This window comes from Saccharopolyspora endophytica (genome assembly GCF_018070075.1).
Lineage (GTDB): Bacteria > Actinomycetota > Actinomycetes > Mycobacteriales > Pseudonocardiaceae > Saccharopolyspora > Saccharopolyspora endophytica.
This window is the reverse complement of sequence record NZ_JAGPXE010000009.1, coordinates 212538-226758: the sequence shown is the minus strand read 5'-3', so window position 1 is coordinate 226758 and position 14221 is coordinate 212538. Positions and strand designations below refer to the sequence as shown.

The window sequence follows — 14221 nt, the reverse complement described above, 5'->3', positions numbered from 1 at the left end:
GCAGGAGGCAGCAGTGTTCACCGGGATCGTCGAGGAACTCGGCACCATCGAGACCGTGGAGCCCCTTGAGGACGGCTCGCGGCTGACCATCAGTGGTCCGGTGGTCACCCAGGACGCCAAGCACGGCGATTCGATCGCGGTCAACGGCGTCTGTCTCACCGTGGTCACCACCGAGGGCGGCGCGTTCACCGTCGACGTGGTCTCCGAGACGCTGCGCCGCTCCTCGCTCAAGCACATCGCCGCAGGCGAGCGGGTCAACCTCGAACGCGCCATGGCGCTGGGGGAGCGCCTGGGCGGGCACATCGTGCAGGGTCACGTGGACGGCACCGCCGTGCTGCGCGACACCGACGAGGCCACCGGGCTGACCTCCTTCGACCTGCCCGGGCACCTCGCGCACTACCTGGTGGAGAAGGGTTCGATCACCGTCGACGGCGTGTCCCTGACCGTCGCCGAGATCGCCGACGGCGAGCCCGCGCGGTTCTCCGTCGCGCTGATCCCCACCACCGAGGAGCTGACCACCCTCGGCCGACGCGCCGCAGGTGACGAAGTGAACATCGAGGTGGATGTGCTGGCCAAGCACCTGGAACGGCTCTCCGCAGCTCAGCTGGCCGGGCACGACCATGGTGCACCCGCGGTGACGGGGGACAATGGCGGCATCAGGGAGGCGCGATGAACCCCGAGGACGAGGTTTCGGAAACGGTGAGCACGAAGAAGTTCGACACCATCGAGCGGGCGTTGGCCGATATCGCGGCCGGCAAGCCGGTGATCGTCGTCGACGACGAGGACCGCGAGAACGAGGGCGACCTGATCTTCGCCGCCGAGAAGGCGACGCCGGAGCTGGTGGCCTTCATGGTCCGCTACACGTCGGGCTACATCTGCGTCGGCATGCCCGCCGAGGACTGCGACCGCCTCGACCTGCCGCCGATGTACCACTCCAACCAGGACCGCAAGGGCACGGCCTACGCGGTCACGGTGGACGCAGCCGAGGGCGTGACCACCGGCATCTCCGCGGCCGACCGCGCCAAGACGCTGCGCGTGCTCGCCGACGCCGAAGCCACCCCGAAGGACCTCACGCGTCCGGGCCACGTGGTGCCGCTGCGCGCCCGCGAGGGCGGCGTGCTGCGCCGTCCCGGGCACACCGAGGCGTCGGTGGACCTGTCGCGGCTGGCCGGGCTGCGTCCGGCGGGCGCGCTGTGCGAGATCGTCAGCCAGAAGTCCGAGGGCGACATGGCGCGCCGCGACGAGCTGGAGGTCTTCGCCGACGAGCACGACCTCGCGCTGATCACCATCGCCGACCTGATCACCTACCGCCGCCGCTTCGAGAAGCAGGTGGTGCGCGTCGCCGAGGCCCGCATCCCCACCGTGCACGGCACCTTCCGGACCGTCGGCTACGACAGCACGCTCGACGGCATCGAGCACCTGGCGATGGTCTACGGCGACATCGGCGACGGCGAGAACATCCTGGTCCGGGTGCACTCCGAGTGCCTGACCGGCGACGTCATCGGCTCGCTGCGCTGCGACTGCGGCCCGCAGCTGGACGCCGCGATGGAGAAGGTCGCCGCGGCCGGGCGAGGCGTGGTGCTCTACATGCGCGGCCATGAGGGACGCGGCATCGGGCTGATCCACAAGCTGCAGGCGTACCAGCTGCAGGACGACGGCGCCGACACCGTCGACGCCAACGTCGCGCTGGACCTGCCGGTGGACAGCCGCGACTACGGCCAGGGCGCGCAGATCCTGTGCGACCTGGGCATCAAGTCGATGCGGCTGCTGACCAACAACCCCGCCAAGCGGATCGGTCTGGAGGGCTACGGCCTGCGGATCGTCGACCGCGTGCCGCTGCCGATCCGCCCGAACCCGGAGAACATCCGCTACCTGCGGACCAAGCGCGACCGCATGGGCCACGTATTGGACAATCTGGACGACGGCGAGGACTCCTCGATCAGCGGTGACACCGGCGTGACGGCGTGAGCTTCGCCGGAGCAGCAGCTCTCGAGAACCGCACCTCAGGGGACCGTGCAGCAGCCCGGCCGCGCTGAGGGGCGCGGAGAGGTGGAACAGTGAGGCGGGACAGGCAATGAGTGGGGAAGGAAGGCCGCGGATCAGCGTGCCCGAGGCGGGCGAGCTGACGGTGGCCATCGCGGCGATCCGCTGGCACGAGCGGCTGGTGGACCAGATGCTCGACCGCGCGGTGGAGGCGGCCAGGCAAGCCGGCATCGCCGAGCCGACCGTGGTCCGCGTGCCGGGCTCGGTGGAGCTGCCGGTGGTGTGCCAGCAGCTCGCGCACTCGCACGACGCCGTGGTCGCGCTGGGCGTGGTCATCCGCGGCGGCACCCCGCACTTCGAGTACGTGTGCGACTCGGTCACCCAGGGTCTGACCCGGGTGTCGCTGGACGAGTCCACGGCGGTCGGCAACGGCGTGCTGACCTGCGACACCCTGGAGCAGGCCGAGGCCCGCGCCGGGTTCGCCGACTCGGTCGAGGACAAGGGCTTCGAAGCCACCGCGGCGGCGCTGGAGACCGCGCTCGTGCTGCGCGAGCTGCGCGGCGGCGTGGACGGCGACAGGGGGTTCCTGTGAGCGCCGAAGCCGTGGTGGTCCGCCCCCGCAAGGTGCGCCGGGTGGCGATCCCGATCGCGATCCTGTTGATCGTGGTGTTCGCGCTGGTCGGAACGCTGCTGCGGAACACCCCGACCGGTGTGGTGTTCAACCTCTCCGACCAGATCGCGATGGGCGTGCTCGGACTGCTGCTGGCGTCCGGCGTGATGCTGCTGACCAGGCCGCGGCTGCGCGCCGACGCCGACGGCCTGGAAATCCGCAACATCATCGGCACCCAGCGCATCCCGTGGCAGCTGGTGCAGGGCGTCACCTTCCCCGACGGAGCCCCGTGGGCGCGGGTGGAACTGCCCGAGGACGAGTACGTGCCGATCATGGCCGTCCAGGCCACCGACGGCGACCACGCGGTCACGGCCATGCGCAGCCTGCGAGAACTCCGCCGAACGATCGACGCCTGACCCAGAACCCCAGAAAACCCCGGTGATCCCAGGACCACCGGGGTTTCTCATGTCCACCCCAGCCCCGGTGCCGGAAGAACCCGGATTACCGCCGTAATCAGGTGCCTGAACACCGGCGTAATCCGGGTGGGTGGGGTGTCAGCCTGCGGAGACGAGGTCGCAGACGAAGATGAGGGTCTCGTTGGGGGCGATGACGCCCGGGACGCCGCGGGGGCCGTAACCCATGTGCGGCGGGATGGACAGGCGACGGCGGCCGCCGACCTTCATGCCCTGCAGGCCCTTGTCCCAGCCCTCGATGACCATGCCCGAGCCCAGCTGGAGCTCCAGCGGCGTGCCGCGGTTCCAGCTGGCGTCGAACTCCTGGCCGGTGCTGTGCGAAATGCCCACGTAATGCGCGGCCACCTTGTCGCCGACCTTGGCCTCCGCGCCGTCGCCGACGATGAGGTCCTCGATCACCAGGTCTGCCGGCGGCTCGCCGGTGGGTGCCTCGACGACGGGCTTCTCGTTGCTCACGAAGTGCTCCTAGAAGTTCGGAAACGTTCACCGACCATTGTGGTCGCACCCGACGCCCAGAGCACGCCACCCCACCCCGACCCCCGGCGCCACCGGATTTCAGTGGAAATCAGAACCCCCGGGTAACCGGGCTTTGGTGGAGGTCGGGCCCCCTGGGTTGGCCGGCTTGGTGGATGTCGGGACCCCTGGGCGACCGGAATTCAGTGGAAGTCTGGACCCGGATTTCCACTGGAATCGGGGACCCGAGTTCCACTGAAATCCGGTCATACCCGAACGGGACGGGGGCGGACGATGGGTGCTGTGAGGGCCACGACGAGGGCCAACGCCGCCGGGATGAGGAGCGCGGTGGTGAGGTCGGTCCAGTGGGTGATGACGCCGATGACGACCGGGCCCGCCAGCAGACCGCCGTAGCCGAGGGTGCTGACCTGGGCGAGGTCGCGGCCCGCGCGGGCCGGGTCCCGGGAACCGGCGGCGCTGAAGACCTGCGGGATGATGCAGGACAGGCCGATGCCGAACAGCGCGAAGCCGATGATCGCCGCCACCGGGTGGTGCGCCAGCAGTCCCGCGCCCATGCCGACACCCGCGATCAGACCGCAGGTGCGGACCAGGACGACCGGGCCGAAGCGGGCCACCAGGTGGTCGCCGAGGAAGCGGCAGATCGCCATCATCGTGGAGAACACCGCGTAGCCGATCGCCGCGATCGCCGGGCTCGTCCGCAGCTCGTCGTGCAGGTACAGCGGTGACCAGTCGGCCATCGACCCCTCGCCCAGCGAGCAGCTGAACGCCAGGACCCCCAGCAGCAGGATCGCCGGCGACATGCCGCGAGCGCGGCTCCGCTCGGCCGCCTCCTGCGGTTCGGCGGGCAGCAGCCGCCGGCGCGAGGTCTCCACCAGCACCGCCAGGGCGATCGCCGCCAGCGTGAAGTGCAGCGACACCGGCGTGCTCAGCTGCGCGGCCACCGCCCCGACGCCGGAGCCGATCAGACCGCCGACGCTGAACAGCGCGTGGAAGGTGATCACGATGGGCCGCGAGTAGCGCCGCTGCACCTGCATCGCGTGCGCGTTCATCGCCACGTCCACCACGCCGTGCCCGGCGCCGAACAGCACCAGGCCGCCCACCAGCACCGGCAGCGAACCCGCGTAACCCGGCACCAGCAGGCTCGCGGCCATCGCCAGACCGGCGGGCCCGAGCACGCGGGCGCTGCCGTAGCGGTCGGCGAGGTGCCCGACGACCTGCATGGCCAGCACCGACCCCACGGCGATCGCGAACAGCGCCACCGTCACCTGGCCGTCGTCGAGCCCCAGGTCCTGCTTGATCGCCGGGATCCGCGAGGTCCAGGTGCCCAGCGCCGCACCCGTGGCCACGAAGTAGCCGATCACTCCCCAGCGAGCGCGGCGGTCGGAATCGGCGGGAGCGGAGAGCGTGTCAGACAACGCGGACCTCCACTCCGGCCGCCTCCAGCTCCGCGAGCATCTCGGTGGGTGCGCTGCGATCGGTCACCACCACGTCCAGGCTCGTCACCGGGCACACGAAACCCAGTCCGGTGCGGGCGAACTTGGCGCCGTGGCACACCGCGATGACGCGTTGCGCCGCGTCCGCTGCCGCGTTCTTGATCGGAACCTCCTCCAGGTCGTGCGCGGTCAAGCCGCGCTCCGCCGACAGGCCGCACACCCCGAGCACGGTGGTGTCGACCCGCAGCGCGCGCAGCGATGTCTCGGTCAGGTGGCCGACGAAGGACAGCTCACCCGGTTTCGCCCGGCCGCCCGGCAGCAGCAGGTCGACCTCGGCGGCGTTGGCCAGGGCGTTGGCCGCGTGCATGTCCAGCGGGATCGCGGTGACCCGGCGCTCGGCCAGCTGTCGCGCGACCTCCAGGGTCGTGGAGCCGGTGTCGAGGATGACCGACTCGCCGTCGGCGATCAGCGACTCCACCTCGGCGGCCAACCTGCGCTTGACCTCCACCGAGTCGCGCTCCCGCAGCGAGAACGGAGCGGACTGGCCGCGCAGGAAGCTCACCGCGCCGCCGCGCACCCGCCGCAGCACGCCCTGCTCGGCGAGCTGGTCGAGGTCGCGGCGGATGGTCATCTCCGAGCAGCTGGTGGCCGCCGCCAGTTCGGCGACCGTCACCCGTTCGGCCTGGCGAAGCCGTTCGATGATGATCTGGCTTCGTTCTGAACTCTCCACGTGTTCAATCGAACATGATCTGCGTTCGAAACGCAAACGCCCTCGGGGAACTGTGTGCGAACCCGCATGGGGGCATCGCCGGTCGTGGGGGACAATGGACGGTGGTCGGTCGCCGGCACACGGGCCGCGGCCGTTCGTCGGTCCACGAGGCCGACCGGGGTGCCGCAGGAGGAGATCGTGAGCTTGGCCCAGGAGCGCAACCTTCGGTTGGTGCGAGATGACAGCGCCGAACCCGGTGTGCGGCTCGGTGACATCAGGCTGCGCAACCGCCTGGTCACCTCGTCCAGCCTGCTCGGCTACGGCGTGGCCAACGCCAAGGTCATGGCCTACGGCATGAGCCCCATCTCGAACTTCGTTCCGCTGGAGCGCTTCGGCGCCGTCACCACCCGCACGGTCACCGTCGAACCGCGCGAAGGCCACTTCACCACCAAGGACGACTGGGAGCTGCGGGAGCTGCCCGGGCTGCTCAAGCGCTACGGGCAGGCGCTGCGGCAGGTCGACGGCGGCTGGCTCAACGCCTTCGGCTGGTGCAACGTCGGCATCGACGCCTACCTGCGCGACTACTACCCCCGCACCCGGGCGCAGAACACGATCATGTCGGTCGGCGGCTTCTCCACCGAGGAGTTCGTGACCCTGGTCGACAAGGTCAACGCCGCCGTGCCGGTCGGCGAGATCGCGGCGCTGGAGTTCAACGTCTCCTGCCACAACGTCAACTTCGACTTCAACAAGATCATCGAATCGGTGCTGGCCGAGGCCGTGCCGCGCAGCAACCACCCGGTCATCCTCAAGCTCTCGCCCGACTACGACTACATCGGCCACGCCCGCCTCGCCGCCAAGCACGGCGTGTCCGCGCTGACCGCGATCAACACCGTCAAGGGCCTGCGCCTGGACCCGGAGACCGGCACCCCGCTGCTCAAGAACGGCTTCGGCGGGCTGTCCGGCCGCGCGATCAAGCCGATCGGCCTGCGGGTGGTCAAGGAGCTGCGCGACGCCGACGTGACGCTGCCGATCATCGCCACCGGCGGCATCCGCAGCTTCGACGACTGCCGCGAGTACTTCTGGGCCGGCGCCGACGCCGTCAGCCTCGGCAGCGCCAGCTGGTTCGCCAGCTACCCGGGCTACGCCCTCTCGCCGATCTACGGCGCCCGCATCCGGAACCTGTTGCGACGCATCGAGAACTACACGCCACCGGCTCGGTGAAACGAGGCCGGCCGGGCGGCCCGAGATGGTAGACAGTGATGATCGACACTGTCGTCTGCCAACTGGGGAGGCCGTTGTGGCCGGTTACGGGGATTTCGGGAGCAGTCTGAGGGACCTGCCGCGGCTGCGCGCCACGCGCCGCGGCAGGGTGTCCAGCTGGGACACCTCCGGCGGCAACCAGGACAACGTGCGCGTCATGCCCGGTGAGACGCGGCTGCTCGCCGACATCACCGGGCCCGGGGTGATCACTCACATCTGGTGCACCGTCGCGCTCGACCACGCCGGTGAACCCGTCGAGCTGGAAGCCGACTACCTGCGGCGGCTCGTCCTGCGCATCACCTGGGACGACCAGCCGCACCCGGCCGTCCTGGTGCCGCTGGGCGACTTCTTCGGCGTCGGCCACGCCCACAGCGTCAACTTCAGCTCCGCACCGCTGCAGATGAGCCCGCAGGACGGCAAGGGCTTCAACTGCTGGTTCGCGATGCCCTTCGCCGGCCGCGCCCGCGTCGAGCTGATCAGCGAGATGAGCGTCAAGCCCGTGACGTTCTACTTCTACGTCGACTACGAGAGCTACGGCGAAGCCGACCCGGAACTGGCCTACTTCCACGCCCAGTGGCGGCGGCAGAACCCCACCGACGGCGTCCCGCAGGGCGATCAGACCAACGAGGAGTTCCTCTTCGGCGGCCACAACACCGACGGCGCGGGCAACTTCGTGATGCTGGAGGCCGAAGGGCGCGGGCACTACGTCGGCACCGTGCTCAACGTGCACAACCTGCGCGAGACCACGGAGTGGAACTGGTACGGCGAGGGCGACGACATGTTCTTCATCGACGGAGAACCCTGGCCGCCCCGCCTGCACGGCACCGGGACCGAGGACTACTTCAACACCGCGTGGTGCCCGAACCAGGAGTTCCACGGGCCCTACCACGGGATCACGATGCCCGGCGGCGAGAACTGGAGCGGCCAGGTCTCCTACTACCGCTTCCACGTCGAGGACCCGATCGTCTTCGACCGCTCCATCAAGGCCACCATCGAGCACGGTCACGCCAACAAGCGCTCGGACGACGTCTCCTCGACGGCCTACTGGTACCAGACCCTCCCGGCGCTCCCGGTCACCCTCGCCCCGGTGGAGGAACGCCTCCCGCGCCCCCTCTGACCGTCACCCGACCCGGGACGTTCTCTTCGAATTTCGCGCGAAATTCGAGTCCGAAACCGGGGACTCGAATTTCGCGCGAAATTCGACCGGCGGCACTGCCCGGGTGACGCCTAGACGTGGGTCGGCAGGGGGCCGCCGTGGTAGGTGACGGTGTCGCCGAACGCCTCGGCGAGGTCCATGTCGCGGTCGTCGGCCTCGGCGTAGGCGCGGTGGAGGTTGAGCACGATGCGCTCGGCGTCCGGCCAGTTCGCGAATTCGCCGAGGTCGCAACGCTTCGCGGCCTCCAGCGGGCTGAGGCCGTCGGTGCGGCCCTTGCGCGCGGTGTCCAGGACGAAGCGGTAGTAGCGCGCGTGGTCCTCCAGGACGCGGGGGAGCGCGGAGCCGGGGAACGTCGGGCCGTGGCCCGGAACCACCGCGGTCGGCCGGAATCCGGCCAGCCACTCCAGGGATTTCAGCGCGCCCTCCACCGAACCCATGAACACCAGCGGCGTCACGCCGTGGAACAGCAGGTCGCCGCTGAACAGCACGGCCGCGTCCGGAACCCACGCCACCACGTCCCCGGGTGTGTGGGCGGCGAAACCCGGGTGGTGCAGCTCGACGGCGCGCTCGCCCACGTGCAGCGTCAGCGAGTCCCGCAGCACCACCGAGGGTGCGCGGTGCTCGGTGATCTCCCACCGCGGCACGGGTTCCCAGACCGGTGGCGGCGCGGTGAGCAGGGTGTCGGCGAGGATGCCGTCGCGCGTCGCGACATGGCCCACCACCGCTGTGGAATCGGGCAGCAGCGCGTTGCCGTGGGTGTGGTCGCCGTGCAGGTGCGTGTTGACCGCGAAGCGGATCGGGGCCTCGCCGCCGACCGCGCGGACCGCGTCCAAGAACCGCCGGGTGCGCTCGGCGGTCGCGCAGGTGTCCACCAGCACGATGCCGTCGTCGGTGATCACCGCACCGGCGTTGTTGATCCACCACGAGCCGTCCGGCTGCACCCAGGCGTGCACGCCCGGTCCCACTTCGGCGAGCGCGGCGCGGTCGGGGGCGGATCGCTCGGGGCCTCGGTCGGGACGACTGGTGTGGGTGTAGCTCACGGTGACCTCCCGGCGGCGCGTGCGAAGATCGTGGACCACCCAGTGTGCCCGCAAGCGCACCCGGTGTGGTGACCGGCCGCCGACGAGGTTCGTCGGGGCTCGCACGTAGGCTGGTGGCGTGGCCGACCCGTCCACCTACCGACCAGCACCAGGCACGATCCCGGACGCCCCGGGCGTCTACCGCTTCCACGACGCCACCGGGCGCGTGATCTACGTCGGCAAGGCGAAGAGCTTGCGCAGCAGGCTCTCCTCGTACTTCGCCGACCTCGCCGGGTTGCATCCGCGCACCCGGCAGATGGTCACCACCGCCACCGGCGTGCAGTGGACCGTGGTGGGCACCGAGGTGGAGGCCCTGCAGCTGGAGTACTCCTGGATCAAGGAGTACGACCCGAAGTTCAACGTCCGCTACCGCGACGACAAGTCGTACCCGGTGCTGGCGGTGACGCTGCACGAGGAGTACCCGCGGCTGCACGTCTACCGCGGCCCGCGCAAGCGCGGCGTGCGCTACTTCGGTCCCTACGCCCACGCGTGGGCGATCCGGGAGACCCTCGACCTGCTGCTGCGGGTGTTCCCGGCGCGCACCTGCTCGTCCGGGGTGTTCAAGCGGCACTCGCAGATCGGCCGCCCGTGCCTGCTCGGCTACATCGGCAAGTGCTCGGCGCCGTGCGTGGACCGGGTCAGCGCCGAGGAGCACCGCGGGATCGTCGAGGACTTCTGCGACTTCCTGGCCGGCCAGACCGACCAGCTGATGCGCAAGCTCGACAAGCAGATGCAGGCGGCCTCGGCGGAGCTGGAGTTCGAGCGCGCCGCCCGGCTGCGCGACGACCTCGAAGCGCTGCGCCGCGCGATGGAGAAGCAGGCGGTGGTGCTCGGCGACGGCACCGACGCCGATGTGGTGGCCTTCGCCGAGGACGAACTCGCCGCAGCCGTGCAGGTCTTCCACATCCGCGGCGGCCGCGTGCGCGGTCAGCGCGGGTGGGTGATCGACAAGCTGGAGGAGACCGACACCGCCGCGCTCACCTCGCAGTTCCTCACCCAGTTCTACGGGGAGCAGGCCGCGCTGGCCGATCAGGCCGACGCCGGTGGCAGTCCGGTGCCGCGCGAGGTGCTGGTCCCCGACCTGCCCGAGGACTCCGAGACCATCGCCGGCTGGCTGGGCGAGCTGCGCGGCAGCCGCGTCAGCCTGCGCGTTCCGCAGCGCGGTGATAAGCGTGCGCTCATGGAAACGGTGGAGCGCAACGCCAAGGAGGCGTTCCAGCAGTACAAGCTGCGCCGCGCCGGTGACCTCACCGCGCGCTCGGCGGCGTTGCAGGAGCTGCAGGAATCGCTCGCGCTGGACACCGCGCCGCTGCGCATCGAGTGCATCGACGTCAGCCACGTGCAGGGCAGCGACGTGGTGGCTTCGCTGGTGGTCTTCGAGGACGGTGTGCCGCGCAAGTCCGAGTACCGCCGGTTCGAGGTCCGCGAGGGCGCCGAAGGCGGCGACGTCGGTTCGATCGACGAGGTCGTGCGCCGCCGCTTCGCCCGCTACCTCAGCGAGACCGCGAAGGAGGAGGCGAGGGAGGACGGAGCCGACGCCCCGTCCGGGATCGACCCGGACACCGGACGGCCCAAGAAGTTCGCCTACCCGCCGAACCTGCTGGTCATCGACGGAGGCGGGCCGCAGGCCAACGCCGCCGCCGACGCGCTGACCGAGATGGGCATCACCGACGTCGCGGTGATCGGCCTGGCCAAGCGCCTCGAAGAGGTGTGGCTGCCCGCCGACCCCGATCCGGTGATCCTGGCGCGCAACAGCGAAGCGCTGTACCTGTTGCAGCGGGTGCGCGACGAGGCGCACCGCTTCGCCATCAGCTACCACCGGTCCAAGCGGGGCAAGCGGATGACGAGCTCCACATTGGACGCCATCCCGGGTCTGGGTGAGACTCGTCGCGCGGCGCTGCTCAAGCACTTCGGCTCGGTGAAGAAACTTCGCCAGGCATCGGTCGAGGACATCGTGGCGGTACCCGGGATCGGCCGCAGCACCGCGGAAACCGTTCACGCGGCGCTGGCCGAAGGGACAGCCGGAAAACAAGGGGAACAAAGTGAGTGACGAGCATTCGGGCATCGAGGTCGCGGTCGTCAGCGGCCTGTCCGGAGCCGGCCGCAGCACCGCGGCCAAGTGCCTGGAGGACCTCGGCTGGTTCGTGGTGGACAACCTGCCGCCGGAGCTGATCGCCACCATGGTGGAGCTGGGCGCCCGCTCCAGCGGTCAGATCACCCGCGTCGCGGTGGTGATGGACGTGCGCAGCCGCGCCTTCACCGAAGACCTCGGCTCGGTGATCAAGGACCTCGACGCCCGCGGGTACAAGCCGAAGGTGCTGTTCCTGGAGGCCACCGACGAGGTGCTGATCCGCCGCTTCGAGCAGGTGCGGCGCGGTCACCCGATGCAGGCCGACGGCCGGCTGGCCGACGGCATCGCCGCCGAGCGGTCGCTGCTGTCGCGGCTGCGCTCGGAAGCGGACCTGGTGCTCGACACCACCGGTCTGTCGGTGCACCAGCTGCGCAGCAAGATCGAGGACGCCTTCGGCACCGAGGCCAGCACCCGCACCCGCGTGACCGTGCTGTCCTTCGGCTACAAGTACGGCCTGCCGATGGACGCCGACCTGGTCATGGACTGCCGCTTCCTGCCCAACCCGTTCTGGATCCCCGAGCTGCGCGAGTTCAACGGCCTCGACGACGAGGTGCGCAACTACGTGCTCGGCCAGGAGGGCGCGGAGGAGTTCATGGACAGCTACCAGCAGCTGCTGCGGCTGGTCGGCGCCGGCTACCACCGGGAGGGCAAGCGCTACCTGACGCTGGCGCTGGGCTGCACCGGCGGCAAGCACCGGAGCGTCGCGCTGGTCGAGGAACTGGCGCGCAGGCTCGCCGAGGACGACGGGATGATGGTCAAGACGGTCCACCGGGACCTGGGGCGCGAGTGACGGGCGAAGACCGGCCACTCCGCGCGGTCGCCCTGGGCGGCGGGCACGGGTTGCAGGCGTCGTTGGCGGCGCTGCGCCGGATCACCCCCGACGTGACGGCCGTGGTCACGGTCGCCGACGACGGCGGGTCCTCGGGCAGGCTGCGCCGCGAGCTCGGCCTGCTGCCGCCCGGCGACCTGCGCAAGGCGCTCGCGGCGCTGGCCGACGGCGGGGAGCGGGGGCAGCTGTGGTCGCAGGTGTTCCAGCACCGCTTCGGCGGTTCGGGAGCGCTGGCCGGGCACGCGGTCGGCAACCTGCTGCTCGCCGGTCTGCTGGAGGTGCTGCAGGACCCGGTCGAGGTGCTCGACCACGCCTGCGAGCTCCTCGGCGTGCGGGGCCGGGTGCTCCCGATGTCGACGCGACCGCTGGACATGATCGGCGACGTCGTCGGTTTGGACTCCGATCCGGAGGCCGTGCGCACCATTCGAGGCCAGGTCGCTCTCGCCAGTACACCCGGTCGGGTGAAACAAGTGCGATTGCACGCGAACGGTGATGGTCCCCCGACGGCGTGCCCGCAGGCCGTCGAGGCCGTCACCCGCGCCGATCTGGTGCTGCTCGGACCCGGCTCCTGGTTCACCAGCGTCCTGCCACATCTGCTGGTCCCGGAGCTGCACGAGGCTCTGGTGACCACGTCGGCGCGCCGCTTCGTGGTGCTCAACCTCATCCCTCAGCCGGGTGAGACGGCGGGCTTCTCGCCCGAACAACACCTGGACGTACTCTCGCAACACGCGCCCCGGCTGAAGGTCGACGCCGTGCTGGCCGATGCGGACTCGGTGCCCACTCCGGACCGGTTGCGCTCGGCGGCCTCGGACCTGGGTGCCTGGACCTTGCTGGACAAGATCGCCGCGCCCGCCGTGCCGGGACGGCACGACCCGCAGGCGCTCGCGGCGAGCCTGCGGGCCGCACTGGAGAGGAGGACGGACCAGTGGCGATGACCGCGGCGGTCAAGGACGAGTTGAGCCGGTTGTCGGTGAGCAAGACGTGCTGCCGACGAGCGGAGGTCTCGTCGTTGCTGCGCTTCGCCGGCGGACTGCACATCGTCGCCGGCCGGGTGGTGGTCGAGGCCGAACTCGACAGCGGATCCACCGCGCGCAGGCTGCGCAAGGAGGTCCACGAGCTGTTCGGACACCACTCCGACGTGCACGTGATCACCTCCGGCGGCCTCCGCAAGGGGACCCGCTACGTGGTGCGCGTGGTCAAGGACGGCGAAGGGCTCGCCCGGCAGACCGGGCTGCTCGACCCGCGCGGACGTCCGGTGCGCGGGCTGCCCGCGCACGTGGTCTCCGGCGGCTCCTGCGACTCCGAAGCCGCGTGGCGCGGCGCCTTCCTCGCGCACGGCTCCCTCACCGAACCCGGCAGGTCCTCCTCCCTGGAGGTCACCTGCCCCGGACCGGAAGCCGCGCTGGCGCTGGTCGGCTCGGCCCGGCGGATCGGGGTGTCGGCCAAGTCGCGCGAGGTGCGCGGCGCGGACCGCGTCGTGGTCCGCGACGGCGACGCCATCGGAGCCCTGCTGACCAGGCTCGGCGCGCACTCCAGCGTGCTGTCCTGGGAAGAGCGGCGGATGCGGCGCGAGGTGCGCGCCACCGCCAACCGGCTGGCCAACTTCGACGACGCGAACCTGCGCCGGTCGGCCCGCGCGGCGGTCGCCTCGGCCGCCCGCGTCGAGCGGGCCCTCGACCTGCTCGGCCCCAACGCGCCCGACCACCTCACGGTCGCCGGCCGGCTGCGACTGGCCCACCGCCAGGCGTCCCTGGAGGAGCTCGGCCAGCTCGCCGACCCGCCGATGACCAAGGACGCGGTCGCCGGCCGCATCCGGCGGCTGCTGGCGATGGCCGACAAGCGCGCCCGCGAGCTAGGCGTTCCGGACACGGAGTCAGCAGTAACAGCAGAAATGCTCGAAGCCGAAGCGTGATCCTCGGTGTTCCAGACCCGGTTTGCTTCGCGGTGCGGGTAGCGGAACCTGACACGTCGTCTGGCTGCGGGATCCGTTGCTGATGTATGTCCAATACACGGCGCAACGGTTGTCCTCGCCAGACGACGTGTCAGAACCCGCGGCGGTGCCGGTTGCTCGGGTGGGGTGCTGC

The 14221-nt window shown here is 70.6% G+C and carries 14 protein-coding genes; 10 read left to right on the top strand and 4 right to left on the bottom strand.

Annotated features, from left to right (window positions below; translation table 11 throughout):
• The first annotated feature begins 13 nt into the window (after positions 1 to 13).
• The 4 genes from KBO27_RS21400 (at position 14) to KBO27_RS21385 (ending at position 3009) form a co-directional block, all read left to right on the top strand.
• Positions 14 to 673, top strand: a complete 660-nt coding sequence (locus KBO27_RS21400; RefSeq protein ID WP_210971656.1) for a riboflavin synthase — start codon at positions 14 to 16, stop codon at positions 671 to 673.
• Positions 670 to 1968 (top strand): bifunctional 3,4-dihydroxy-2-butanone-4-phosphate synthase/GTP cyclohydrolase II, encoded by a 1299-nt coding sequence (locus KBO27_RS21395; RefSeq protein WP_210971655.1) that lies wholly within the window; start codon positions 670 to 672, stop codon positions 1966 to 1968. The genes KBO27_RS21400 and KBO27_RS21395 overlap by 4 nt, the downstream gene beginning before the upstream one ends.
• A gap of 106 nt (positions 1969 to 2074) precedes the next feature.
• Positions 2075 to 2575, top strand: coding sequence for a 6,7-dimethyl-8-ribityllumazine synthase (gene ribH / locus KBO27_RS21390; RefSeq protein ID WP_210971654.1), 501 nt, complete (start codon positions 2075 to 2077; stop codon positions 2573 to 2575).
• Positions 2572 to 3009, top strand: a complete 438-nt coding sequence (locus tag KBO27_RS21385) for a PH domain-containing protein (protein ID WP_210971653.1) — start codon at positions 2572 to 2574, stop codon at positions 3007 to 3009. Before ribH ends, KBO27_RS21385 begins: the two co-directional genes overlap by 4 nt.
• 138 nt (positions 3010 to 3147) lie before the next feature.
• On the opposite strand, the gene KBO27_RS21380 is transcribed toward KBO27_RS21385, so the two are convergent.
• From KBO27_RS21380 to KBO27_RS21370, 3 genes are all read right to left on the bottom strand, one after another.
• On the bottom strand, positions 3148 to 3522 hold the full coding sequence (locus tag KBO27_RS21380) for an FKBP-type peptidyl-prolyl cis-trans isomerase (RefSeq protein ID WP_132679555.1): 375 nt from the start codon (positions 3520 to 3522) through the stop codon (positions 3148 to 3150).
• A gap of 263 nt (positions 3523 to 3785) precedes the next feature.
• Positions 3786 to 4955 carry an MFS transporter gene (locus KBO27_RS21375; protein ID WP_210971652.1) on the bottom strand — a complete coding sequence of 390 codons (1170 nt, stop codon included), beginning with the start codon at positions 4953 to 4955 and terminating at the stop codon, positions 3786 to 3788.
• The gene (locus KBO27_RS21370) at positions 4948 to 5703 is read right to left on the bottom strand and encodes a DeoR/GlpR family DNA-binding transcription regulator (protein WP_210971651.1); all 756 of its coding nucleotides are present in this window, start codon (positions 5701 to 5703) and stop codon (positions 4948 to 4950) included. Before KBO27_RS21370 ends, KBO27_RS21375 begins: the two co-directional genes overlap by 8 nt.
• Before the next feature lie 177 nt (positions 5704 to 5880).
• Here KBO27_RS21370 and KBO27_RS21365 point away from each other — a divergent pair, with 177 nt between their 5' ends.
• Both KBO27_RS21365 and KBO27_RS21360 read left to right on the top strand, forming a co-directional pair.
• A complete protein-coding gene (locus KBO27_RS21365) occupies positions 5881 to 6903 on the top strand; it encodes a beta/alpha barrel domain-containing protein (protein WP_307870534.1) in 1023 nt (340 codons plus the stop codon).
• Between the two features lie 76 nt (positions 6904 to 6979).
• Positions 6980 to 8059: a glycoside hydrolase family 172 protein gene (locus tag KBO27_RS21360; RefSeq protein ID WP_210971650.1), complete on the top strand. Its 1080-nt coding sequence runs from the start codon at positions 6980 to 6982 to the stop codon at positions 8057 to 8059.
• Between the two features lie 110 nt (positions 8060 to 8169).
• Here KBO27_RS21360 and KBO27_RS21355 read toward each other — a convergent pair whose 3' ends face one another.
• Complete coding sequence (locus KBO27_RS21355) at positions 8170 to 9138, bottom strand: MBL fold metallo-hydrolase (RefSeq protein WP_210971649.1); 969 nt, start codon at positions 9136 to 9138, stop codon at positions 8170 to 8172.
• Positions 9139 to 9256: 118 nt separating this feature from the next.
• Between KBO27_RS21355 and uvrC the strand changes: the two genes are divergently transcribed.
• The 4 genes from uvrC to whiA are packed head-to-tail and all read left to right on the top strand — an operon-like array spanning position 9257 to position 14049.
• Positions 9257 to 11227: an excinuclease ABC subunit UvrC gene (gene uvrC, locus KBO27_RS21350; RefSeq protein ID WP_210971648.1), complete on the top strand. Its 1971-nt coding sequence runs from the start codon at positions 9257 to 9259 to the stop codon at positions 11225 to 11227.
• A complete protein-coding gene (gene rapZ, locus KBO27_RS21345; protein ID WP_132622503.1) occupies positions 11220 to 12098 on the top strand; it encodes an RNase adapter RapZ in 879 nt (292 codons plus the stop codon). The genes uvrC and rapZ overlap by 8 nt, the downstream gene beginning before the upstream one ends.
• Positions 12095 to 13072 carry a gluconeogenesis factor YvcK family protein gene (locus KBO27_RS21340; protein ID WP_210971647.1) on the top strand — a complete coding sequence of 326 codons (978 nt, stop codon included), beginning with the start codon at positions 12095 to 12097 and terminating at the stop codon, positions 13070 to 13072. Before rapZ ends, KBO27_RS21340 begins: the two co-directional genes overlap by 4 nt.
• Positions 13063 to 14049, top strand: coding sequence for a DNA-binding protein WhiA (whiA, locus tag KBO27_RS21335; protein WP_132622499.1), 987 nt, complete (start codon positions 13063 to 13065; stop codon positions 14047 to 14049). The genes KBO27_RS21340 and whiA overlap by 10 nt, the downstream gene beginning before the upstream one ends.
• Positions 14050 to 14221 lie beyond the last annotated feature (172 nt).

What these genes read in the sequence shown, in the direction of transcription:
- KBO27_RS21395 (WP_210971655.1), top strand. Translation starts at nt 670, where the DNA reads ATGAACCCCGAGGACGAGGTTTCGGAAACGGTGAGCACGAAGAAGTTC.
- ribH (WP_210971654.1), top strand. Translation starts at nt 2,075, where the DNA reads ATGAGTGGGGAAGGAAGGCCGCGGATCAGCGTGCCCGAGGCGGGCGAG.